The sequence below is a fragment of the Paenibacillus sp. J22R56 genome (assembly GCF_056269375.1).
This window is the reverse complement of the sequence record NZ_JBWDNV010000005.1, coordinates 256,426-280,035: the sequence shown is the minus strand read 5'-3', so window position 1 is coordinate 280,035 and position 23,610 is coordinate 256,426. Positions and strand designations below refer to the sequence as shown.

Annotated in this window: 18 protein-coding genes; 16 read left to right on the top strand and 2 right to left on the bottom strand. The window is 47.6% G+C overall.

The window, feature by feature from the left end; translation table 11 throughout:
* The first annotated feature begins 11 nt into the window (after positions 1-11).
* The 14 genes from AC0YNT_RS14160 (at position 12) to AC0YNT_RS14095 (ending at position 17,080) form a co-directional block, all read left to right on the top strand.
* Positions 12-683 (top strand): MgtC/SapB family protein, encoded by a 672-nt coding sequence (locus tag AC0YNT_RS14160; RefSeq protein WP_167279754.1) that lies wholly within the window; start codon positions 12-14, stop codon positions 681-683.
* A gap of 58 nt (positions 684-741) precedes the next feature.
* Positions 742-2,607 carry a 3D-(3,5/4)-trihydroxycyclohexane-1,2-dione acylhydrolase (decyclizing) gene (iolD, locus tag AC0YNT_RS14155; protein WP_475805178.1) on the top strand — a complete coding sequence of 622 codons (1,866 nt, stop codon included), beginning with the start codon at positions 742-744 and terminating at the stop codon, positions 2,605-2,607.
* 33 nt (positions 2,608-2,640) lie between these two features.
* Positions 2,641-3,573 (top strand): myo-inosose-2 dehydratase, encoded by a 933-nt coding sequence (gene iolE / locus AC0YNT_RS14150; RefSeq protein WP_475805177.1) that lies wholly within the window; start codon positions 2,641-2,643, stop codon positions 3,571-3,573.
* Complete coding sequence (gene iolC / locus AC0YNT_RS14145) at positions 3,566-4,585, top strand: 5-dehydro-2-deoxygluconokinase (RefSeq protein WP_475805176.1); 1,020 nt, start codon at positions 3,566-3,568, stop codon at positions 4,583-4,585. The genes iolE and iolC overlap by 8 nt, the downstream gene beginning before the upstream one ends.
* Positions 4,586-4,619: 34 nt before the next feature.
* Complete coding sequence (locus AC0YNT_RS14140) at positions 4,620-6,098, top strand: CoA-acylating methylmalonate-semialdehyde dehydrogenase (protein WP_475805175.1); 1,479 nt, start codon at positions 4,620-4,622, stop codon at positions 6,096-6,098.
* A 24-nt stretch (positions 6,099-6,122) separates the two neighbouring features.
* Positions 6,123-7,136 (top strand): inositol 2-dehydrogenase, encoded by a 1,014-nt coding sequence (gene iolG / locus AC0YNT_RS14135; RefSeq protein ID WP_475805174.1) that lies wholly within the window; start codon positions 6,123-6,125, stop codon positions 7,134-7,136.
* A 30-nt stretch (positions 7,137-7,166) separates the two neighbouring features.
* Positions 7,167-7,988 (top strand): 5-deoxy-glucuronate isomerase, encoded by an 822-nt coding sequence (iolB, locus tag AC0YNT_RS14130; protein ID WP_475805173.1) that lies wholly within the window; start codon positions 7,167-7,169, stop codon positions 7,986-7,988.
* A gap of 71 nt (positions 7,989-8,059) precedes the next feature.
* Positions 8,060-9,082, top strand: a complete 1,023-nt coding sequence (locus tag AC0YNT_RS14125) for a LacI family DNA-binding transcriptional regulator (RefSeq protein ID WP_475805172.1) — start codon at positions 8,060-8,062, stop codon at positions 9,080-9,082.
* Positions 9,083-9,329: 247 nt separating this feature from the next.
* The gene (locus tag AC0YNT_RS14120; RefSeq protein WP_475805171.1) at positions 9,330-9,851 is read left to right on the top strand and encodes a VanZ family protein; all 522 of its coding nucleotides are present in this window, start codon (positions 9,330-9,332) and stop codon (positions 9,849-9,851) included.
* A 200-nt stretch (positions 9,852-10,051) separates the two neighbouring features.
* Positions 10,052-10,945, top strand: a complete 894-nt coding sequence (locus AC0YNT_RS14115) for an ABC transporter permease (protein ID WP_167279763.1) — start codon at positions 10,052-10,054, stop codon at positions 10,943-10,945.
* A 3-nt stretch (positions 10,946-10,948) separates the two neighbouring features.
* Positions 10,949-11,842 (top strand): carbohydrate ABC transporter permease, encoded by an 894-nt coding sequence (locus AC0YNT_RS14110; RefSeq protein ID WP_167279764.1) that lies wholly within the window; start codon positions 10,949-10,951, stop codon positions 11,840-11,842.
* Between the two features lie 74 nt (positions 11,843-11,916).
* Positions 11,917-13,587: a type 2 periplasmic-binding domain-containing protein gene (locus AC0YNT_RS14105; RefSeq protein ID WP_475805170.1), complete on the top strand. Its 1,671-nt coding sequence runs from the start codon at positions 11,917-11,919 to the stop codon at positions 13,585-13,587.
* Between the two features lie 104 nt (positions 13,588-13,691).
* Positions 13,692-15,476, top strand: coding sequence for a cache domain-containing sensor histidine kinase (locus AC0YNT_RS14100; protein WP_475805169.1), 1,785 nt, complete (start codon positions 13,692-13,694; stop codon positions 15,474-15,476).
* Positions 15,477-15,478: 2 nt separating this feature from the next.
* Entirely contained in the window at positions 15,479-17,080 is a 1,602-nt protein-coding gene (locus AC0YNT_RS14095; protein ID WP_475805168.1) for a response regulator transcription factor, read from the top strand.
* A gap of 122 nt (positions 17,081-17,202) precedes the next feature.
* On the opposite strand, the gene AC0YNT_RS14090 is transcribed toward AC0YNT_RS14095, so the two are convergent.
* The gene (locus tag AC0YNT_RS14090; protein ID WP_475805167.1) at positions 17,203-18,030 is read right to left on the bottom strand and encodes a helix-turn-helix transcriptional regulator; all 828 of its coding nucleotides are present in this window, start codon (positions 18,028-18,030) and stop codon (positions 17,203-17,205) included.
* 118 nt (positions 18,031-18,148) lie between these two features.
* Between AC0YNT_RS14090 and AC0YNT_RS14085 the strand changes: the two genes are divergently transcribed.
* Complete coding sequence (locus tag AC0YNT_RS14085) at positions 18,149-20,203, top strand: beta-galactosidase (protein WP_475805166.1); 2,055 nt, start codon at positions 18,149-18,151, stop codon at positions 20,201-20,203.
* Between the two features lie 232 nt (positions 20,204-20,435).
* Here AC0YNT_RS14085 and AC0YNT_RS14080 read toward each other — a convergent pair whose 3' ends face one another.
* On the bottom strand, positions 20,436-21,299 hold the full coding sequence (locus tag AC0YNT_RS14080; protein ID WP_475805165.1) for a helix-turn-helix domain-containing protein: 864 nt from the start codon (positions 21,297-21,299) through the stop codon (positions 20,436-20,438).
* Positions 21,300-21,484: 185 nt separating this feature from the next.
* On the opposite strand from AC0YNT_RS14080, the gene AC0YNT_RS14075 reads away from it, so the two are divergent.
* Positions 21,485-23,458 carry an alpha-L-rhamnosidase-related protein gene (locus AC0YNT_RS14075; protein ID WP_475805164.1) on the top strand — a complete coding sequence of 658 codons (1,974 nt, stop codon included), beginning with the start codon at positions 21,485-21,487 and terminating at the stop codon, positions 23,456-23,458.
* The last annotated feature ends 152 nt before the right edge of the window (positions 23,459-23,610 follow it).

Genomic DNA, 23,610 nt, shown 5'->3' with positions numbered 1-23,610 from the left:
GGTGAACATCGTTGTTTGCACTAAAGCTTGGCGCTGCATTAGCACTTGGTCTCCTAATTGGTGTTGACCGCCAGCTTCGGCATAAACCGCTAGGTATAAAGACGAGTATGGTCATCTCGGTCGCAAGCTGCCTGATTACGATGGTATCCATTGAAGCGGCAGCTTCGCTTTCCAATCCGGGTATGACCAATATGGATCCCATGCGGCTGGCGGCACAAATCGTAAGTGGTGTCGGTTTTATTGGAGCGGGAGTCATCCTGAGGCGGAATAATGATGTAATCTCCGGCCTTACGACAGCCGCGATGGTATGGTCCGCTTCGGCTCTAGGCATAGCGGCAGGTGCAGGTTTTTATAAGGAAGCCTTCACAGCCGCCGGTATTATCATAATGGCTGTTAATCTAGTACCGCTCGCTGTTCGTGCACTTGGACCGTCCAAGCTGCGGGAGCGTGACGTATCGGTATGTATGACCTTCGACCGCGCAACTGAGCTGAACGGGATGCTTGCAAGTATCCGGTCAGATCATCAGATTAAACATACAACGATCAAAGACATAGGCGATGGCCGGAAGGAAATACGGCTTGTCCTGTCATCCGGGGATCTATACCCAACGACATCCGTATATGATGAAATGCGTCGCATAAAGAATGTCATTTCTGTAGAGGTAGAAAACATAAGCTCTTAATAGAGTTCTTTTTTTTACTAGGTAAAGCGCTTAATCCAATAGTGAAGGCGGGAAAAGGATGAAGACGATCAAATTGTCGATGGCACAAGCATTGCTTCGTTTTCTAGACAACCAGTATGTGTCGGTTGACGGGACGGAGACCAAATTTGTAAAAGGCGTTATGGGCATTTTCGGGCACGGCAACGTAACGGGAATTGGTGAGGCATTGGAGCGGAGCCCCGGAAGCCTGACCTTCATTCAAGGGAAAAACGAGCAGGGAATGGCACATGCCGCAACGGCATTCGCCAAGCAGAGCGGAAGGAAGCAAATATTCGCCTGTACGTCCTCAATTGGACCTGGCGCACTGAACATGGTGACAGCAGCTGGTACGGCAACGGTAAATCGGATCCCGCTTTTGCTCCTTCCCGGTGACAATTTTGCCTGCCGTCAGCCCGATCCAGTGCTGCAGCAGCTGGAGCATCCAAGCGATTATACGATATCAGCCGTTGATGCTTTTAAGCCTGTAAGCCGGTATTGGGACCGGATTGTCCGTCCGGAGCAGCTGATGACGGCGGCGCTTTCGGCGATGCGGGTACTAACCGATCCAGCCGAGACGGGGGCTGTCACACTCGCACTTCCGCAGGACGTACAGGCGGAGACGTATGAGTATCCGGAATCGTTCTTTGCGAAAAGAGTGCATATGATTGAGCGCCGTCCTGCTGCTGCAGATGCGATACGGCGTGCAGTCGAGCTTCTTGTTGGCAAGCGGAAGCCGCTTCTAATCGCTGGCGGCGGTGTACATTACAGTGAAGCGACCGAGCAGCTTGCTGCCTTTGCGTCGGCATTTGGCATTCCGGTTGCCGAGACGCAGGCAGGCAAGAGTGTTCTTCCATGGAACCATCCCCTCAATATGGGTGGTGTAGGTGTTACGGGGACGCTGGCGGCCAACCGTCTAGCACAAGAAGCTGACGTCATTATTGGCGTTGGTACCCGTTACTCGGATTTCACGACCTCATCCAAGTCGGCATTTGGCAATGAAGATGTGCAGTTCATTAACATAAACGTGAGCAGGTTTGACTCGGTGAAGCTGGACGGCATAGCGGTAACAGCCGATGCGAAAGAAGCCATTGCAGCGCTCCATAAGGCGCTGGCTGAGGTTGACTATGCAAGCGGTTACGCAGCTGGAGAGCTGTCGGGGCTTAAGGCGGAATGGGATCATGAGGTTGACCGATTATACGCACTTGAGCATGAAGCAGGATTATCCCAAACGCTGGCGCTTGGCGTCATTAACGAAACTCTTCAGCCGTCTGATGTTATCGTTGCAGCAGCTGGAAGCCTTCCCGGCGACCTTCATCGACTGTGGCGGCCGGTTGAACCAAAGACATACCACATGGAATACGGTTTCTCCTGTATGGGCTATGAGGTCAGCGGTGCATTTGGTGCAGCACTAGCGGAGACAGATAGAGATGTCTACGCCGTTGTAGGAGACGGAAGTTATCTGATGCTGCATTCTGAGCTCGTGACCAGCCTGCAGGAAGGTGTAAAGATGACGGTGCTGTTGTTCGACAACAGTGGCTTCCAATGTATTCATAATCTGCAAAGAGGTCATGGCAGCGACGGCTTCGGGAATGAATTCCGGTTCCGTAATCCAGTTGACGGCAAACTTAGCGGCAGTTATATGCCGATGGATTTTGCTGCTCATGCACGCAGCCTTGGAGCTCGAGCTTATACCGTTCACACAGCTGAACAGCTCCGCGAGGCAATTCTGCTGGCTCGTGAGGAGACAGTATCGACGCTGATTGAGATGAAGGTTGTACCTGGTACGAATACAGCTGGATACGAATCGTGGTGGCGTGTTGATGTGCCGGCCGTATCGGTTAGTCCGAAGGTTGAGGCAGCACATCGCGAGATGGCGGAAGAGACAGGTAAAGCTAGACAACTATAGGGGAAAGTCCAATTCGGCGAGGAGGATAAAAGCATGTCTAACAATAGACCTTTTCAGATTGGTGTACATCCCATCAATTGGGTGGGAGAGGATGTCAGGGAGCATGGGGCGGATACGACCTATGAAACGATTTTGGATGATATTCAAAGACTGGGATTAACCGGCACAGAGATGGGGCGTAAATATCCGCAGGATCTTGCTGTACTGAAGCAGGAGCTGGCATCTCGCGGCATTCAGCTGGTTTCGCAATGGAAATCGGTTCTGCTGTCCGATCCCTCTTATCGTGAGCAGGAACTTGCAGCTTATCGAGCACATTGCCAATTTTTAAGCGAAATGGGAAGTAAGGTTATCAGCACAGCTGAGGTTGGCGGCTCGCTCCACTTTGATCCACGCCGTACGCCAAATGAGAAGGAAGTGCTTCGACTGGACGAGGACGGCTGGCGCTCCCTCTCGGAAGGCTTGAACGCTGCGGGAAGCATTGCCCGCGAATTCGGCATGAAGCTTGCTTACCATCATCACGGTGGGACGGTTGTAGAATCCCCTGAGGAAATCGACCGCCTGATGGAGCTGACGGATCCATCGCTTGTCTCCTTGCTCTATGATACAGGGCATGCCTACTACGGTGGTGCTGATCCGCTTCAGGTGCTTCGCAAGCATTACGACCGGATTGCTTATATCCATCTAAAAGATATCCGGCCATCCGTTCTGGCTGAAGCACGTGCGGAAGCAGCTGATTTTGTAACCTGTATCCGAAAAGGCGTGTTCACCGTTCCAGGTGACGGCTGTATCGATTTTGCCCCTATTATTGCCGAGCTGGTGGACAGAGGATATAACGGATGGGCGATGCTCGAAGGTGAGCAGGATCCTGCGATTCACCCGCCATACGAATATGCGTTTATCGCGCTGCAACATATAGATACGCTGATTAACGAGAATGCTCGGAAGGGAGCGAAGGTCAATGAGTAAAGCTATCCAATTTGATACCGCGAAACCTCTTGATTTCGTTGCAGTTGGCCGTCTTTGTATCGATCTGAACGCCAATGAGATTAACCGTTCCATGGAGGAGACCGTTACCTTTACCAAATATGTCGGTGGTTCGCCTGCGAATATTTGTATCGGCATGTCCCGTCTTGGACTCAAAACGGCCTTTATCGGCAAAGTTGCCAATGATCAGATGGGACGGTTCATCACCGGCTATCTGAACAAAGAAGGCATTGATGCCTCCGGCGTGACCGTTGACCGTACCGGTGCTGTAACGGGACTTGCTTTTACGGAAATCAAAAGCCCTACGGATTGCAGTATTCTCATGTACAGGGACAATGTTGCTGATTTGCTGCTGGAAGCGGGAGAAGTACGGGAGGAGCTTATTGCTGACGCGAAGCTGCTCTTGATCTCCGGCACGGCGCTTGCTCAAAGCCCATCGCGTGAGGCTGTATTCCAAGCATTGGATTACGCCAAGAAGCATGGAGCAGTTATTGCTTTTGATCTCGATTACCGGCCTTATACATGGACTTCAGATGAAGAAACAGCTGTCTATTACAATCTGGCAGCAGAGAAGTGCGACATTATTATCGGAACGCGGGAAGAGTTCGATATGATGGAACGCCTTGGGAATAATCCGGAGCGGGACGACCATATTACAGCAGCCAAATGGTTTAATCATTCCGCTGATATCGTCATTATCAAACATGGCAAGGACGGCTCAATCGCATATACGAAGGACGGCTCCTCGCATCGGGCAAGAAGCTTCCCGGCTAAGGTTGTGAAGACATTTGGAGCTGGCGACTCTTATGCGGCCGGATTCCTTTATGGTTTAATGCAGGGCTGGGACATCAGCGCGAGCATGGAGTTCGGCAGCGCTGCAGCCTGCATCGTCATCTCCAGTCATAGCTGTTCAGATGCAATGCCAAAGGCACCTGAAGTTCATGCCTATATTGAAGCTTGTCTCAAGGGAGAAATTACAGCAGCAAGCAACTAACAAGCCAAACTTATCAGGAAGCGGGGAAAGACTTATGACGAATTCAACGAATACAAACACAAATACAAGTGTCCAAACTCTAAATAATCTAATCGGCGGGCAGTGGGTGCCTTCCCGTTCCGGCAAAACAGAGCCAGTCTATAATCCGGCAACAGAGGAAGTGCTCGCTTATGTGCCAATCTCATCGAGAGAGGATCTTGATGAAGCGGTTGCTGCAGCTAAGGTAGCTTTCCGCACATGGAGTAAAACACCGGTGCCGCGCCGTGCACGCGTACTATTCAAATATCAGCAGCTGCTCGTTGACAATTGGGAGGAGCTTGCACGCCTTATTACGAAAGAGAATGGCAAAAGCTACACCGAAGCGCATGGCGAGGTTCTGCGCGGTATTGAGTGCGTAGAGTTCGCGGCTGGTGCTCCGAATCTGATGATGGGCAAACAGCTTCCGGATATCGCTTCGAATTTGGAATCTGGCATGTACCGCTATCCAATCGGGGTAGTTGGCGGCATTACGCCGTTTAACTTCCCGATGATGGTTCCTTGCTGGATGTTCCCACTTGCTATTGCATGTGGCAATGCCTTTGTCCTGAAGCCTTCCGAGCGGACACCGTTGCTTGCAGCGCGGCTCGCTGAGCTGTTCACGGAAGCAGGCTTGCCAGCTGGTGTGCTGAGCATCGTGCATGGTGCCCATGATGTCGTAAATGGCTTACTGGAAAATAAAGATGTGGCTGCGATCTCCTTCGTTGGTTCCCAGCCAGTTGCTGAATATGTGTACAAAACAGGAACAGCTAACGGCAAACGGGTGCAGGCGCTGGCTGGCGCCAAAAATCACTCCATCGTTATGCCGGATGCTGACCTTGATGCTTCCGTCACACAGATTGTCAGTGCAGCCTTTGGTTCAGCCGGCGAACGCTGTATGGCTTGTGCAGTTGTTATTGCGGTTGGCGATGTAGCGGATCCGCTTATTGAGAAGCTGCAGCAGGCGGCGGACGCGATTACAATCGGCAACGGATTGGAAGACGGCGTATTCCTTGGACCAGTCATCCGTGATTCCCATAAACAGCGTACCCTCGGCTATATCGAATCGGGCGAGCAGGAAGGTGCAACGCTGCTGCGCGATGGCCGCAAGGATGCTGCTGCAAGCGAGAACGGTTATTTTGTAGGACCAACCATCTTCGATAACGTAAGCTGCGAGATGAAAATATGGAAAGATGAGATTTTCGCACCGGTGCTGTCAATTATGCGTGCTGCTTCCCTTGATGAAGCTATTGAAATTGCTAATCAGTCCACATTTGCGAATGGCGCTTGCCTCTTCACGAAGGATGGCAGCAATGTCCGTCAGTTCCGTGAAACCATTGACGCTGGTATGCTTGGAATCAACCTTGGCGTTCCTGCGCCGATGGCCTTCTTCCCATTCTCTGGGTGGAAGGAATCCTTCTATGGCGATCTTCATGCCAATGGTACGGATGGAGTCGAATTCTATACTCGTAAAAAAATGGTGACGGCTCGCTGGTAAGCGGGCCAACAGGGGGAGCGGCGTATGAGCAAGGTTAGAGTTGGTATTATCGGCGCGGGGCGTATCGGCAAGATTCATGCCGATAATCTGCTCCGCATGGCGGATGCAGAGATTATAGCTGTTAGTGATCTGTACGCAAATGAAGAGCTGAAGGCATGGGCAAGCGAGCGCGGTATTGGTATGGTTACGACGGACAGCTCGGAACTTATCGGACATCCGGATATTGACGCAATCTTTATTTGTTCGTCGACGGATACTCATGTACCGCTCATTATTCAAGCAGCAGAAGCAGGTAAGCATGTCTTTTGCGAGAAGCCCGTCAGCATGGATGTGAACAAGACAAAGGAAGCGCTTGATGCAGTCGAAAAGGCCGGTGTTAAGCTGCAAATCGGTTTTAATCGGCGCTTTGACCATAATTTCAAACGTCTGCGGGAGCTTGTTGCACAAAATCGCGTTGGTGATCCGCATCTGGTGAAGATCACGTCAAGGGATCCGAATCCGCCTAGCCCGGAATACATCAAGGTATCCGGCGGCATCTTCATGGATATGGCGATTCATGATTTTGATATGGCTCGTTTTATATCGGGCAGTGAGGTTGAGACGGTGTACACGCAAGGAGCGGTCCTCATCGATCCGGTTATCGGTGAATTAGGTGACTACGATACAGCTGTAACGACACTTACCTTTACAAGTGGTGCATTGGCCATCATTGATAACAGCCGTCGAGCTGTATACGGTTATGATCAGCGTGTTGAGGTGTTTGGCTCTCGAGGTGCCGCTTCAGCGGAAAATGATTATCCAAATACGGTTACCGTTAGTGATGAGGCGGGTGTAGTCCGCGATAAGCCGCTTCACTTCTTCCTCGAACGTTATAACGAAGCGTATGTCGAGGAAACTAGAATGTTCATCGACAGTGTACGGCATAACCATCCGCTCCCGGTTGAAGGTAATGATGGACTTCAAGCCGAGCTTATTGCGCTGGCTGCGAAGCAGTCTGCCAAGCTGGGAAGACCAGTTAAGCTAAGCGAACTGATTTAATTATTCGAACTTATAAAGGAGGCTGAACGCATGAGTGATTTAATCGTAAAGCCCGAGCAGGCACCCGGTGCTGATGGCAGTGTGCTGTCCATTACACCGGAGTCGGCTGGCTGGGAGTATGTTGGTTTTGAAGTGTTTAAACTAGCCCCGGGGCAATCGCTGCATCGTGAAACGGGGGATCAGGAAGCTTGTCTTGTCCTATTGAGCGGCAAAGCGGATGTATCCACGAGCACCAAGAGCTGGGATAACATCGGCGAGAGAATGAGTGTATTTGAGAAAATACCACCATACTCCGTCTATGTGCCAAACGGCGACAGCTGGAATATAACGGCGCTTACGGAGCTTGAGCTTGCGGTGTGCCTTGCGCCAGGCAAAGGTGGGCATGAAGCCCGCCTAATCTCCCCAGACCAGGTTGGAGTGGAGAATCGGGGCAGCGGCAATATGGCTCGTCTCGTTCAAAATATTTTGCCAGAGACGGAGCCTGCTGACAGCCTGCTTGTTGTCGAAGTATTTACACCTGGCGGACATTGGTCGAGCTACCCGCCGCACAAGCATGACCGGGATTTCCTTCCGGAGGAGTCATTCCTTGAGGAAACGTATTATTATCGTACCAATCCGAGTCAGGGCTTTGCGGTACAACGGGTCTATACGGATGACCGCTCGCTTGATAAGACGCTGGCTGTTGCTGACGGTGAAGCGGTGCTTGTACCAAAAGGGTATCATCCGGTTTCGGCGCCACCTGGGTATGATGTCTATTATCTGAATGTAATGGCAGGACCGACACGTATTTGGAAGTTTTATAATGATCCAGCGCATGCGTGGCTGATGCCTTCCCCAGCAGTTCCTAGATAATCATTGAAAGCGCTCCCCTTTGCGCGCATAATGAACTTAAATATGTTACGTGCGAATGGAGACCATCAATCATGAAAGCGACCATATATGATGTAGCAAAGGAAGCTGGCGTATCGATTGCTACTGTATCCCTTGTCATCAATGGTAAAGGGAAGATCAGCGAGGAACGCCGGGAAGAGATCAGGCAGATCATCATGCGTATGGGCTACAAGCCAAGCATGATTGCTTCTGCTCTAACAGGCAAGAAGACATATGCACTTGGTTTGCTTGTCCCGGACATCTCGAATCCCTTTTTCGCCGAGATCGCGAGAGCAGTCGAGGATGAAGGGCAACGTCACGGATACAGTGTCTTTATATGCAGCACGGATAACAAGGATGAGAAGGTTGAGCACTATGCCGCATTGCTGCAGCAGAAAAACGTAGATGGTGTTATCATCGGCACTGGTCTGAAGGAGCTGTCTGTATTGAAGCCATTGCTGCAGGGAGGAGTTCCTGTTGCTTTGCTTGCGAGGGAGTTTCCATCGGTTGTCGTTCCTTCCGTTGTTGTGGATGACTTTGCGGGTGGTGCCGCAGCGGCTGAGCATCTGATCTCGCTTGGACATCGCCATCTCGCCGTATTGGCTGAACAGGATTCAATCAGCAGCAGCAGAGAACGAGTACGCGGGTTCAAGCATACCGCCGAGGCAGCAGGGATAACACTTGATCCGGCATTTGTTCTAAGCTCAGGTATCAAAGAGGGGAAGAACAAGGCACAGGAGCTGCTGCAAAGGGACGATCGTCCAACCGCCATATTCTGCTGCAACGATATGCTTGCGATTGGTGCTCTCCGAGCGGCCAAAGAAATGGGACTTCGTATTCCGCAGGACTGCTCGATTGTTGGTTTCGACGATACGGTGCTCGCTTCCGTGACGGATCCGCCGCTCACAACGATTGCCCAGCCGATTGAGCAGATGGGGCAGACGGCCGTACAGCTTCTAGTCCGCCAAATCGGTCAGCCGGGAGAGCAGCCTGAACGTGTTGTTCTGACACCTTCTCTTTCCATCAGGCAGTCTTCAATGGCTTTAAGACGATATCCTGAACAGTCTATTTCATAAGTTGCAAATGGCGAAGAGGCTGAGCCCGGTTGGGTTCAGCCTCTTCGCCATTCGCAACCCCCCGCAAAACGCACGCAGCTACGTTGTACATTATGCAGCATATCAGTGCAGGGGACAGAGCAGACCGGTTTTAAGAAAAACTTTAGTTTTGCCATACCTATTATTTAAACAATTCGTTCTAACCTAGGGTAAGACAAAAACGGATTCCTTTATCAGGATCCCTAGGATAGAAAGGTTAAGAAACAGGATGAAGAACACTAATGGAACTATTATGGTATTTGTATCAATGTTGTTTTTATTATATCTGTACATTTTGCTCAAAGTGATATTGTTCAAATATGGTACGGTTAATCTTACTTTTCTATGGCAGCAATTTCACAGAACGATCGAGTATCCTGATTATATGGAATACGGCTTACAGCGTGCTAATTTTACACCGTTTAAATCGATTGAACAGAATATTCAAAGGCTGTCGGATCATAACGATCAGACTAATTTGATTGGTAATATTGTAATCTTTATGCCTTGCGGCGTTTTCGTCAGATTGTGGTCAAAACGTACAATCTCCTCTTTCCTTGTAGCATTTGTCCTTTCTTTTAGTTTAAGTTTAGGACTGGAATGCTCGCAGCTTCTATTCGCGATGGGCAGCTTTGATGTAGATGATCTTATCCTGAATGGTGCAGGAGGCCTGCTGGGATGGGGGTTGCTTGTTCTGCGAAAAGAGAAGGGGCTGTTTGAAAAGGAAATTCGTTCGCCAAAGCACACATAGGAGTACGAAAAGGAGGACAATGTTTAAGGTTCGAATTCGAATGCGGTGTAAGCTTAGAAAACAAGCAGTGATTTATCGCTGCTTGTTTTTTTTATTGCCTGGCAAACATCGTATCAAATCGATAGAAATCTAATCGTTGTTACGTTTTCCCCTTATCGATCCATCGGTAGAATGAAGGTGTAGATAAGGAGGGGACACATATGATTGCGAAGATGTATAAATACCGCTGGCAGTACCTGATGATTTTACCGGCAGTTGTGCTGCTTTTTCTATTCAATTATATCCCGATGCTGGGTATTCAGATTGCGTTTAAGAACTTCTCAATCGGCACCTCAATGTGGGACAGCAGCTGGGCTGGATTTGACAATTTCTCGTTTGTTCATGAGCCGCAATTCTGGACGGTGGTTCAGAACACCCTTTATATTTCGGTTCTGAAATTTGTCTTTGGTTTCCCGATGCCAATTCTCCTCGCCCTTATGATTAATGAGATCACGCATCCATTTTTCAAAAAATTTGTGCAGTCGGTCAGCTACTTGCCGCATTTCTTCTCCTGGATCGTTGTGGCTTACATTCTGCAATCCTTCCTGACGTTAGATGGAGGACTAGTTAATGACCTCATTGGACGTGCAGGCGGAGAACCGATCTTCTTTCTCGGTACGAATGAGTGGTTTCGTCCGATGATCGTATCCAGTGGTTTATGGAAAGAGGTGGGCTGGAACACGATTCTCTACCTGGCAGCGATTTCTACGATTGATCCACAGCTCTACGAAGCAGCAAAGGTTGAAGGTGCAGGGAAATTTGCGCAGATGCGGCATATTACGATTCCGGGTATTCTGCCAACGATATCAATTGTACTTATTTTGAGCATCCCAAGTCTAATCACGGTAGGGATGGATCAGATCTATCCTATGATGAATTCAGCCAATCAGGAAGTTGCGGATGTTCTTGATACCTATGTCCTTCGTAATGGTCTCCAGCAAGGCTATTTCGGTATGGCTACTGCAGTTGGTCTTGTGTCATCGATCATTAGTCTCCTGCTCGTCGTGTCGACGAACACATTCTCCAAGAAAATCAACGGTGAGGGGCTGTGGTGACAAATGAGAGCAACTATGCTTGAACGGATCGGACAGTGGATTATTGTAATCCTTCTAGTAGTCATGTGCGTTTCTATTATTTATCCATTTGTTTATATGCTGGCTATTTCGCTTAATACGGGGGCAGATGCCGCAAAAGGTGGCGTTTATCTCTGGCCGCGGTCCTTTACCTGGATCAACTATGAGATTGTGCTTGGAAATCAGGTTATCCGCCATGCTTATCTGATCACCATTGCAAGAACGATTATTGGGACAATTGGCGGGCTAGCCATTACTCTTGCAGCTGCGTACGGATTATCGTATAAACGTCTTCCGTTCCGAAATGGCATCCTGACTTATATTCTCTTGACGATGCTGTTCAGTGGTGGATTAATTCCCTTCTATATTCAATTGTTTAAACTCGGACTTACCAATACGTTTTGGGTGTACGTCATCCCTGGACTTTTCTCAGCTTGGAATATGTTCGTCATGCAGAAGTTTATACAAGGTATTCCTGAAGCATTGTTCGAGTCCGCTGAATTGGACGGAGCTGGTCCCGTTCGGATTTTGATTCAAATTATAGTACCGCTCTCAAAACCGATGCTTGCCGCTCTTGGACTCTTTACGGCAGTTGGTCATTGGAACGACTGGTTCTCGGGCGCCTTCTATGTGACGAGCCAGAACCTGATTCCGGTTCAAACCTTCCTGCAGCAACTGCTGACAGCGCAAGACTTATCCGCGATCATGAGCTCTAACCAAAATCAGGAAGTGCTGGCACGAAGCTCGATGGATAATATTACGCTAATGTCAGTCAAAATGGCTACGGTGATGATCAGTGCTCTTCCGATTCTTGCCATTTATCCATTCCTGCAGAAATATTTTGCCAAAGGCGTTTTGATCGGATCGGTCAAAGGCTGAATCACTCTCGGGTATAATTGATCTACCATATACCAATTTGTTGATAGACTCGAAGAAAAAGGGGAGAAAGAAGCATGAAATTTAAAAAAAGCAGTATCGCAGCTCTAACCCTAGCCGCCACATTAAGCATAACGGCGGGTTGCTCTAGTAACGGCAATACAAATCAGAATAACTCAAGTACAGCAGCTAATTCAACAAATACGAAAACGACCGACAGTTCGGGTAAATTCAAGCTTTGGCTGGGCTGGACGGCAACGATTAATAATGACAGTTTAGTTCAGCAATATTGGAAAACAGAAGAGCCAGGAGTCGACGTTCAGCTCGAAGCGACACAGGGCGATGTCTTGACAGCGCTTAATCTGAAGCTTAATACTGGCGGGTTTGATGATGCAGCTATTTTCGGCCGTAATCAGGTGATTGATGATGCGATGAAGCGTTCAAATCTTATTCAGCCTCTTGAGCAGTACTTTAACATGCCGGATAAATATCCAAGCCTGGCGGCCATTCCGAAGGAATATCTGGAGCAGATGGAAGATGCGGACGGACATATTTGGTCACTTCCTTCTTACTTCGATATTAATCCGTCTGAACCATGGCCGGGGTGGTCATCCAGTGCATGGTTTATCCGGACTGACGTTCTCGAGAAGGTTGGAATGACGGAGAATGATTTGACTACCCTTGATGGTGTAGAAACTTATCTGAAGAAAGCCGCAGAGCTTAAGGATGAGTCAGGCAAGAGCCTGCTGCCGCTGGGTATTCTTACGGATAAGAACGATGAAAATGCGGTTCTGGCTGCATTTGGCGTGACGGTTGCAACAGCAGGCGGGGTTGCTCCGGTGAAGCAAGAGGGTGACAACTTTATCTTTATGTATGATAATCCAGGCTTCAAAGAAGCTTACAAATGGATGAACCGTTTATACCAGGAGAAACTTATTGATCCTGAGGCATTAACGGATAAAAGTGAGCGCTATATTGAAAAAAATAAAAATGGCCGATATGCGATGAACATCGGAAGCTTCTGGGATTTTGATGCTTCCTTATGGGAACAGCTGGATGGTCCAACAGCACCAGGCTGGTTCTACAAACCGATTCCTTTCCCGCAAATTGAAGGTGTGAATGGGCTGGGTACTACTCAAGTGATCAATCCTTATCCAGGCTATGATACTTATATTAGCAAGAATACGAAAAACCTTGATGCGATTCTTAAATTCTATGATTATACCTTAACACCGAAGCCAGAGCAGAATATGGTCATCAATGAAGGACCGGCAGGGAAATATTGGGGTTGGGTAGATCAGCCGTACGGCAAGTGGGCATTTACAGATGAGAGCTACAAAGCGCTGCGCAACTCGGGTGACCAGGCTAAGAAAGCACAAGTGACGCCAGAACTGTATATGACTTCGAACTACAGCAATGAATGGTATGCTTGGTGGACCAATGAACAGACTCATGCCGGCGGTGTAAAAACAGGAGAGTTCTCGCAAGAGATTGCCAAGATGGGAGCTACTCGTGTTGCGGAAAATTATGATATGGTAAAAGCAAAATCAGGCGGCGTTTGGGAAAAATACGCACCTGAGCTAGCTACCGTGTATAAAGAGTACCGTGCAAAACTGCTTATGGCGAAGGACGATGCACAATTCGAGAAAGCATGGACGGAATTCACCTCTGCGCTTGAAAAGCGTGCACATTGGAGCGAGCTTAAGACAGAGTGGAATGAGTTATACAAAGCGATGAACAATAAATAAAAAAGAGATAAACGCATATCAAGGAGCAGCCCTTTATTGGGATGCTCCCTTTGCAGTTTCCCGGAAAAATAACGATAACGGGCGAAGAATGGGAGAAATGCCTGATGCGACGCTGGATTGAGAGAAATACGATCCGATTGACCCGAACGATGAGTCTGCGCGGCAAAATTGTTTTGCTATACGGGCTTATCGTGGTTATACCTACCATTATTTTAGGAGTCGGCGCAGGGTATCTGGCTCTTCTGAACGTCAGAGACAATTATATCGTCACGATTAACGAAGCCGTTCGTCAGACAACGCAGAGCGTTGAGTTCCGCAAACAAAGCTATGATCTTCTTGCGAATCGGACGGGGACGGACGGAGAGCTTATTTCCAGACTGAGCCGAACCTATACCAATTGGTCGGAACAGCTGGAATCGGTCAATTATATTGATCGTTCCTTTCAGGTAATGAGCCGCTATTTGCCTGGTATTGAAAATTTTCGGATTTATCATGACAATGAGACTCTTACGGAAGATGGAGGACTGTTATGGAAGCCGTCTGACCGGCCTTTAAATCATACTGACGAGAAGTCCTGGTATGAAGGTGTAATGGCTTCACCTTTTGCTTTACAATGGTCAGATGCCCCCGGGGAACATGCACAGCTCGCAGTCTCCCGAAAGATTACGAATGCTACGGGCTATACCTATGGCGCTATCTATATGCTGCTGGATTATAACAGCGTGTTTGGCGAGTTAATGGACCGCCCCTTCAAAGGCTCAGGCAGCCTGTATTTATTAGATGAGAATGACCGGATTATTGCGGCCTCAGACCGTTCATTGATTGGGAGGCCAGTTGAAGCGACTTCACTTTCCAAGCTATGGGCAAGTAGTGAAGGAGCAGAGAGCCTTACTAATAATGGCGAATACTTTACGGTCCGTCACATTAATGGCGAATGGAAGGTCGCCGCGCTTATCCAGATGCGTCAAATGGAAAAGCAGTCCGCCTTAATTGTCTACAGCATTGTTGCTATCACGGTGTTTTTCCTGTTTTTCTCTATGTTCCTTGTAATGATCGTACTGAAAAACGTTGTTTTCCGTATTCGTAAGCTGGGCCACCGAATGAGCGATATTGCTGAGGGGGACTTTGACGTATCTGTGCAGAGCAGAAGCAGGGATGAGCTTGGGGAACTGGAAATGATGTTTAACCAGATGACGGGAAAGCTTGGATCAGTTATTGATATGCTTAGTAGTGCCAAATTACAGGAGAAGGAATCATCATTCCGGGCACTCCAAGCCCAAATCAATCCTCATTTTATATATAATTCGCTTAGTTTGCTTCAGTGGCGCGCTCTCGACCAAGGAGATCAGACTCAGGTAGAGACCATTGAAGCGTTAACGACTTTTTACCGGTTCGCCCTAGATAACACATCTAATGTGACGCTAATCCATAAAGAATTGGAACATGTGAGGGCTTATCTGGATATACAACAGCTGCGTTATCCCGGTCGTGTCCGAATCGATTGGGAGATTGATGAGGATGTAATAGAGCTCTACTCCATTAAGCTGATTTTGCAGCCTATTGTGGAGAATGCATATATTCACGGAAAGATCTTTACCCGGCCTAATGCTTATATTGCAATTCGTATCAAACGGTTAAATAATCATGTCCAATACGAAGTAAGAGACAATGGTATAGGGATGGATACCGAGACTCTGACCCTAATTAAGAATGGTGAAAAAGCGGGAAAAGGAAACGGATTTGGGCTTTTAAATATTAGAGAGCGTCTTCATTTGTATTTTGGCCACGCCGGACAATTACACGTAGAGAGTAACTCTGAGACAGGAACGATTATTATGATTGAGATGCCTGTCTATACACATAAACCGCATATTCAACGGGAGGGATAATCATGCTGCAAGTACTTATAGTAGACGATGAACCGTCACATGTTCAAGGATTGGTAAGGCATATCCCTTGGGCTAAACTTGGGTACTTGATCCCGCTTACAGCGGAGTCGGGTGAAGAAGCTATTCCTATTCTTGAAGCGGGTCCAGTCGATGTACTGATTACCGATGTATCTATGCCCGGTATGAACGGGATTGAGCTCGCTGCCGAAGCCAAATTGATTCATCCTGACATTCAAATTCTGGTTATAAGCGGATACAATGAGTTCGAATTTGCACAAGAAGCAATTGAAGTAGGGGCAAAGGGCTATGTACTGAAGCCTCTCAAATTATCGGAAATTGAACGTAAGCTGACCGCATTTCGGCAAACGCTAGAGAGTATAACTCAAATCAATGAACAGACTATAAAGCTCAAGGAGATTGTCTCGGATAGTCAGGAAATGCTAAAGGATACGTTTATTTTCGATATTCTGGAGGAAGAGCCGATGGAGGAGGAATCTTTACACTCCTGGTGCCAGCTGCTTAATCTGCCAAACCAGCCATCTGAAGGAATACAACTGATTACAGCTATAATCGATAACTACTCGGATTCTTCTGGTAGCGATGCACAGAGCAGGCTTATGCTTGGTTCAGCACTTCTGCAATCGGTTTCAGTGGGGCTAAAGGATTTGGGTAATGTTCTGGTCTCCAAGACTAGACCTGACCAGGTTGTGGCTATTCTTATAAATCCGTCGATAGATAAAAGAAGCAATATCGATAAACAAATGAGATTCGTACAAGAATATATGAATAACAGCTATGGAGTATCGGTTTCAGTTGGCATCAGCCGTTGGGGGTATGAATGGCGGGAAATGAATCAGATCTTCAGGGAAGTCAAATTTACGATTGCGGATGTCCGTCAAAGCGGTAAGGGATCTATCACGTATGTGGGAAATACAGAGCGAAAGGCATTCGAGGACTATCGAATGCAAGAAAACATGCTGCCCGATTTATTAATGCTTGCGGAAAGCGATGACCCCCTTCCTTTAGTAGATAAGGTAGGACAGACGTTTAAGGAATTGGAAAACAGCGGACATAACATGGCCTATATTCAATCTCTTAGTATAAGCCTTCTCGGGGAGCTGTCGCGTAAAGTATGGCAGGATACAGAAGAGATCAACTTTCTGAACAAACGTGCTTGGCATAGACTTTTGGATTGCAAAACGATTGATACGATGAAGGACATTGTTATCGATTATATCCACTCGGCTAGTATGCTTGTGAGGAAAGAGCGGTCGCTCCAGCAGCATCACCTAATCAGTCGTATCGTTTCTAGTATGGAAGAGCAACTGCCGATCAGTATGACAGTGAAACAGCTTGCAGAACAGTTTCATATCAGTGCAGGACATCTGAGTGTGTTGTTTAAGAAAGAAACGGGACTAACGATCTCTGATTTTGTTAAAAACCTGAGGATGAAAAAAGCGAAAGAGCTGCTTCAGGATCCAACTATTAAAATTTACGAGGTAGCTGAACGAGTAGGTTTTCAAACGCCTGCTTACTTTACCTATCAATTCAAGAAAAATGAAGGCTGTACACCACAGGAATATCGCGACCGCTTTTATGTATAATATTTCCTGCAGGATACGAAGAGCGGAAATCTATCCGCTCTTTTTTGCGCCCAGCAATAATTATACGACCCGTGTGCAGTTGAATCATAATAAGGAACCTCCAGGCTATTACTTCATTACGGTTAAGGTCTATATAACTTTCGGTAAGTCTCGGGTGTCATGCCTTCCTTCTGGCGAAAGGTAGAGACGAAGTGACTAGCATCTCTGAACCCGACCGCTTCACCTATGCGGCGTACGGTCCAGTCTGGCCTGGAAGGCAGCCATTCCTTCGCCTTGCGGATTCTGAGTTGGATCAGATAAGAGTAAGCGGTTTGGCCAAACAGCTCGCGGAATCTTTCATTCAGCTGCCGCTCTCCGATGCCAAGCTGCGCTGCCATATCCGATAATCCGATCTCCGGATTGGCGAATTCCTTTTCCAGCCACTCCAGCAGGACTTGATTCCGCTCCAATCGTTTGGACATAGAAGGCCGATTGTCTGTACGGGCATCCGTACGAAGCAGTGTAAGGAATTGATATAGATCTGCTGATGACTGCCAGCCGGAAGGATCGCTTCCGGTTTCAGCAAATGTTAGCATATCATTCAGTTGATTGGAAATCCGATCATTGCCGGCTTCCCATTGAAAATGTTCAGCGCCGCTCCATCCAAACGACGGGACCAAACTTGCAGCCATACTCCCGTGAAACGTAATATAACCAGTCTGCCATAGTCCATTTCTTGCTTCATAACGATGAGGGGTGCCAGGTGCAAGAAGGACGCCAGATCGCTCGGTCATTCTCCAGGTTTGACCATTCGCCTGCAATTCTCCTTCTCCATGAATGGTATGAAGCCAGTGGAAATAGGGATATCCGTCAGGTCTGTCCAAAGTCTCTTGATCGGGATTAAATCCGATGGTTTCCAGCTGTAAAGGCAGTGGTTCTGAGGGGAAAGCGGGAACGACACGTCGCATCATAGCGGACCTCCGTATTTTTATATATGATATCGGTTATTTTATATAGGATATAGTAATTATAACGCTTACAATAAAAATATCTAATGCAGTTTTATCATATACAAAGAGGTGTGACAAGATGATTAATACAAAGAAACCAAAGATATGGTACGGCGGAGATTATAATCCGGATCAATGGGAGAAGGAAGTCTGGGACGAGGATTTACGTATGTTCAAGCTTGCTGGTATCGATGTGGCAACGCTGAACGTATTCGCATGGGCGAAAAATCAGCCTGACGAGGAAACGTACGATTTTGGCTGGCTCGATGAGGTGATGGATAAGCTTCATGAAGACGGAGTTGGTGTCTGTCTTGCGACCAGCACTGCTGCGCATCCTGCTTGGATGGCACGTAAATATCCGGATGTCCTGCAAGTTGACTTCAACGGCAATAAACGTAAGTTTGGAGGACGACATAATTCATGCCCGAACAGCCCGACGTTCCGTAAGTATTCGGTGCGGATGGCGGAGAAGCTGGCAGAGCGTTATAAGGATCATCCAGCATTGCTTATTTGGCATATCAATAATGAATATGGCGGGGCAGGCAATTGCTACTGCGACAATTGTGAAGCTGCCTTCCGTGTATGGCTGAAGGAACGTTACGGTACAATTGAAGCGGTAAACCATGCTTGGAATACAGCGTTTTGGGGTCATATTTTCTATGATTGGGAAGATATTGTACTGCCGAGCGGCCTTAGTGAAGAATGGTACGGTGCAAACGGCCGTACAGATACGAACTTCCAAGGGCTTTCACTTGATTACATGCGTTTCCATTCCGACAGCCTGCTCGATTGCTACAAGCTGGAGTATGAAGCGGTCAAGAAGCAGACGCCAGACATTCCGGTTACAACTAATCTAATGGGTGCCTTTAAGAAGCTTGATTATCATAAATGGGCCAAACATATGGATGTCGTATCATGGGACAACTATCCACGATTTGATACGCCGCACAGTTACACCGCAATGATGCATGATTTGATGCGTGGTCTGAAGGATGGCCAGCCGTTTATGCTGATGGAGCAGACTCCAAGCCAGCAGAACTGGCAGCCTTACAACTCGCTCAAGCGCCCTGGCGTTATGAGATTGTGGAGCTACCAAGCGGTGGCGCGTGGTGCGGATACCATTCTGTTCTTCCAGCTGCGCCGCTCGGTTGGGGCTTGTGAGAAGTATCATGGAGCTGTAATTGAACATGTTGGACATGAGCATACGCGTGTATTCCGTGAGTGTGTGGAGCTTGGAGCAGAGCTAGGAAAGCTTGGTGATACGCTCCTCGACTCCAGAGTGAAGGCAAAAGTTGCGATTCTGTTCGACTGGGAAAACTGGTGGGCGATTGAAATGTCCAGCGGCCCAACGATTGCCCTCAAATATGTAGAGGAAGCTCATAAGTTCTACGATGCCCTTTACCGTGCGGGAATTGCGGCTGAGGTGGTCAGTGTTGAAGCGGATCTCAGCGGTTACGATCTTGTTATCGCACCAGTTATGTATATGGTGAAGCAAGGTGTAGCAAATAAGCTGGAGAAATTCGTTGAAGCGGGTGGTTCGGTCATTTCGACCTACTTCAGTGGTATTGTTAACGAGACCGACCTCGTTACACTAGGTGGTTATCCTGGCGAGCTTCGGAAGCTGTTTGGCATTTGGGCAGAAGAAATCGATGCTTTGCTTCCTAGCCAGCGTAACCGAATTGTTCTATCGGATAACACGCTTGGCTCGAAGACGGAATATGAGTGCGGGATGATCTGCGATCTCATTCACTCCGAAGGCGCCGAAGTAAAAGCCGTATATGGGGATGACTTCTATCGTGGCATGCCGGCGCTTACCGTCAACAAGTTTGGTGCAGGCGAAGCCTGGTACTTGGCAACAAGTCCGGAAGCAGCGTTCCTGCAAGAGTGGCTGCCTCAGCTATGTGCAGCGCGAGGTATTGAACCTCTCGTTCCTACTACTCCAGAAGGTGTGGAAACAACTATTCGCACCAAAGACGGCCAGGATTACTTGTTTGTGCTAAATCACAAAGCAGATACTGTTGTAGTCAATCTAGGCGAACAATCAGGTATCAACCTGCTGACTGACCTCCCTGTTCAAGGCGGCCAAACAGAGCTCGCAGGTTACGACGTGCAAATCATCAAACTTAATAACTAAACAGAAAGCGGCAGCCCAGTGGCTGCCGCTTTTATAATCTAATTAGCCGTGCAGGTCTTCCAGCACGGCAAACTTTCATTAATGAAGTAAAAGCAGAACGAAGCATTTTGAATGATTCTGGAGAAGCGCAGCGTTCGCCTTTGCTATGGGATTTCTACCCTAACCTTTTTAATAAGGGAATCCCATAGCAACAGCGATCGTAAGAACATTCAAATGCGCAGTTATGTTGCCGTTACGAAGATGACTTCCGGTATTCTGTAGGCGTAATCCCAACATTCTTTTTAAACACGATATTAAACGAATCAATACAGGTATAACCAACAAGCTCGGCAATAATGGCAATCTTCTGACTGCTGCTGCGCAGCAGCTCACAGCTTTTCCGGATACGGAGGCTTTGCAGGAAAGTACCAAAGGTTTGATCCGTGTACTTCGTAAAAAGCCGTTGAAGCTGCCTCGAGCTCCATCCCGACACGCGGGACAGCTCGGACAGCGTAACGGCTCTATTAAAGTTTTGCTCCATATAATCGATCACACGATGAAAGCCCTCAGATTCAGGCAGACGTTTCTCATTTTCTTCAAACTTCCGCCTGTAAACCGTAACGATCAGCTGATTCAACAAGGCATACAACATCGTTTTGGAACCAATCCTGTTCTCGGACATTTCCTGGTACAGCTCCAGCATAATCCCCTCAATTGCCCCATCATGGTCAAAGACAGAGTAATAGGAAGAGGCATGGCTCACAAGAGAAGTAAGATGCTCTTGAACAGGCTGCTCTAGAAAAGCCGACAGTTGCCCTAGCAGATGTTGATCAAACAGGCAATTATAGACGACGGGTGGTTTACTAGTCCGTTCTGTTGTGGCAGGCCGAAACACATGAGCAGCTCCAATTGGAATAACGAAGAGCATTCCTTTATGAATAGGAAACGTGTCCTGCCCGATATGATGGAAGCCACTTCCTTCTGCTACGTAACTAAATTCAATGAAATCATGAGCATGATAGGGGACCATAAAATCTTCCGTAAATCGGTTGACCAGCATATGCAGGTTTTCCTGAAGAAAATGTTGACTCTCAAATACCTCATAGGAGCGGTTCATCAGTCGGTTCATTCCTCGCATCTGATATACATGTAGTATAACGTGTCTATGATCGTAATGTCATGATTACAGGGATAAAATGTCCTTTTCAGCCGGGAGTCCAGATTATACAGCCTATATAATGAAACCATACTACAGCTATGGCCTCAGCTGCGTGCAGAGGTTCTGAAAGGATGAGTATTTAGATGATTCAAAGCCCTGAATGGATCTGGTACCCGGGAGATTTTGAGATTTATCATCATTTGCTGCTGAATACCCGCCGGGAAGAACGGGATCATCAATGGCCAGCTTTTTGGCGGCTGGATGACTGCTATCATAATGTAAAGTTCCGCAAAGAAGTAAAATGTGATACTCCTGAAGAAATGACAGTGTATGCACATGGCAGTGGAGTCATTTGGGTAGATGGAAAAAGGTATCCTTTTGAAAAACCGATCAGCCTCTCAACCGGCAGTCATAATATCGAGATTATGGTGGCACGTACGGATGGTTTACCTTCAATCTTCATAGATGGACAACAGAGTGCAAGTAATTCGTCTTGGGAGGCGAATGATTACAGCATCGATTGGCTGCCAGCTGGATGTAACGGGCTGTATCTGAAGCAAGAGGATGATCCTGCTATTTTTGCATTCCAGTATGAGGAGATCCTCCCTCTATCTATTGAGCAGGGAGAAGAAGGGATTCTGTTCGACTATGGGAAAGAAACCTTCGCCGCGTTGCAGTTCGAGAACGTCCAAGCCACTAAGGACATACGGCTTTTTTATGGGGAATCGATAGAAGAAGCTTTGGATACAGAGCACAGCATTATTATTGATACAATCCCGTTAGCAAGTACTTCGTATCATTGTCATCCCCGCGCGTTCCGGTATTTATTTGTACAAGGGGCAAAGAAAGAACAATTCAAGTTAACAGCTAGGTACGAATATTTGCCGCTTGAGCAAAAAGGAAGCTTTATGTGCTCGAATGATCTGATCAACCGGATCTGGGAGACAGCGGAGTATACACTGCACCTCAACAGCCGCGAGTTCTTTCTTGACGGGATCAAGCGGGACCGATGGGTATGGTCAGGTGATGCTTACCAGAGTTATTTGATCAATAACTATTTGTATTTTGATCCGGCAATTACGAAGAGGACGATTGTTGCCTTGCGGGGGAAAGATCCAATCGTGAGGCATATCAACACCATTGTCGATTATTCTTTCTACTGGCTGATGAGTGTTTATGATTACTATGAAACGACAAAAGATGTAGATTTTATTACCATGATCTATCCTCGAATGAAATCTATGATGGAATATTGTATTTCACGCACAGATGAAGACGGCTTCATCCGCGGAAGAGAGGGAGACTGGGTATTCATCGACTGGGCGGAAATCGATAAGACGGGCGCAGTAAGTGCCGTGCAAATGCTGTACGCGGAAAGTCTAAAAGCGGTATGGGCTTGCGGAGAACTGATTGGCGCTGGAGATAAACGTTATTTGGAGCGTTACGAGCAGTTAAAGGACCGAATTAATGAATGCTTCTGGGACGAAGAGCGTGGAGCCTACATGGACAGCTTCGAATCGGGCAAACGTAATGTTACACGGCATGCTAATATTTTTGCTTTGTTATGGAATTTGGCTGACTCAGATCAGCAAGAGAGCATCATCACAAATGTGCTTCTTAATGATGAAGTTCCTCAGATCAGCACGCCTTACTTCAAGTTTTACGAGTTGTCTGTAATGAGCCGGATTGGTCAATTAGATTATGTATCGGGGCAGATACAAGATTATTGGGGCGGCATGATGAAGCTGGACGCTACGACCTTCTGGGAAGAATATAACCCGGAGATCACTGGTCCTGAGCGGCTTAGTATGTACGATGACCGTTACGGCAAAAGCTTATGCCATGCTTGGGGAGCAAGTCCAATCTATGTGTTAGGACGATATTATCTTGGGGTGTATCCAACGTCACCGGGTTATGAAAGTTATGTTGTAGAGCCGCAGCTTGGCGGTTTAGAGTGGATAAAAGGTACGGTTCCCGTCAACGGAGGAACCGTAAATGTCGAGTTGACACAGGATGCTCTTGAGGTGAAGTCCGATCTGGCTGGAGGAGTGGTACGGTTTTGTGGCAAGGACTACCCTCTTTCCAAAGATGTACCATTTGTTCTGAGCTTGAGCTAGCTGGAAGACTTATATGGTTGAGAAGCCAAAAGGCCGTACAGTTTCGAACTGTACGGCCTTTTCTTGTTCATTCGGAGAATTAATTAATCGTATAATAGCAATAAGATTGGGCTTCCTGGATAAGATCTTGTTGCTTCAGCTTATTGTCTGCT

What these genes read in the sequence shown, in the direction of transcription:
- iolD (WP_475805178.1), top strand. Translation starts at nt 742, where the DNA reads ATGAAGACGATCAAATTGTCGATGGCACAAGCATTGCTTCGTTTTCTA.
- iolE (WP_475805177.1), top strand. Translation starts at nt 2,641, where the DNA reads ATGTCTAACAATAGACCTTTTCAGATTGGTGTACATCCCATCAATTGG.
- iolC (WP_475805176.1), top strand. Translation starts at nt 3,566, where the DNA reads ATGAGTAAAGCTATCCAATTTGATACCGCGAAACCTCTTGATTTCGTT.
- AC0YNT_RS14140 (WP_475805175.1), top strand. Translation starts at nt 4,620, where the DNA reads ATGACGAATTCAACGAATACAAACACAAATACAAGTGTCCAAACTCTA.
- iolG (WP_475805174.1), top strand. Translation starts at nt 6,123, where the DNA reads ATGAGCAAGGTTAGAGTTGGTATTATCGGCGCGGGGCGTATCGGCAAG.
- iolB (WP_475805173.1), top strand. Translation starts at nt 7,167, where the DNA reads ATGAGTGATTTAATCGTAAAGCCCGAGCAGGCACCCGGTGCTGATGGC.
- AC0YNT_RS14125 (WP_475805172.1), top strand. Translation starts at nt 8,060, where the DNA reads ATGAAAGCGACCATATATGATGTAGCAAAGGAAGCTGGCGTATCGATT.
- AC0YNT_RS14120 (WP_475805171.1), top strand. Translation starts at nt 9,330, where the DNA reads ATGAAGAACACTAATGGAACTATTATGGTATTTGTATCAATGTTGTTT.
- AC0YNT_RS14115 (WP_167279763.1), top strand. Translation starts at nt 10,052, where the DNA reads ATGATTGCGAAGATGTATAAATACCGCTGGCAGTACCTGATGATTTTA.
- AC0YNT_RS14110 (WP_167279764.1), top strand. Translation starts at nt 10,949, where the DNA reads ATGAGAGCAACTATGCTTGAACGGATCGGACAGTGGATTATTGTAATC.
- AC0YNT_RS14105 (WP_475805170.1), top strand. Translation starts at nt 11,917, where the DNA reads ATGAAATTTAAAAAAAGCAGTATCGCAGCTCTAACCCTAGCCGCCACA.
- AC0YNT_RS14100 (WP_475805169.1), top strand. Translation starts at nt 13,692, where the DNA reads ATGCGACGCTGGATTGAGAGAAATACGATCCGATTGACCCGAACGATG.
- AC0YNT_RS14095 (WP_475805168.1), top strand. Translation starts at nt 15,479, where the DNA reads ATGCTGCAAGTACTTATAGTAGACGATGAACCGTCACATGTTCAAGGA.
- AC0YNT_RS14090 (WP_475805167.1), bottom strand. Translation starts at nt 18,030, where the DNA reads ATGATGCGACGTGTCGTTCCCGCTTTCCCCTCAGAACCACTGCCTTTA.
- AC0YNT_RS14085 (WP_475805166.1), top strand. Translation starts at nt 18,149, where the DNA reads ATGATTAATACAAAGAAACCAAAGATATGGTACGGCGGAGATTATAAT.
- AC0YNT_RS14080 (WP_475805165.1), bottom strand. Translation starts at nt 21,299, where the DNA reads ATGAACCGCTCCTATGAGGTATTTGAGAGTCAACATTTTCTTCAGGAA.
- AC0YNT_RS14075 (WP_475805164.1), top strand. Translation starts at nt 21,485, where the DNA reads ATGATTCAAAGCCCTGAATGGATCTGGTACCCGGGAGATTTTGAGATT.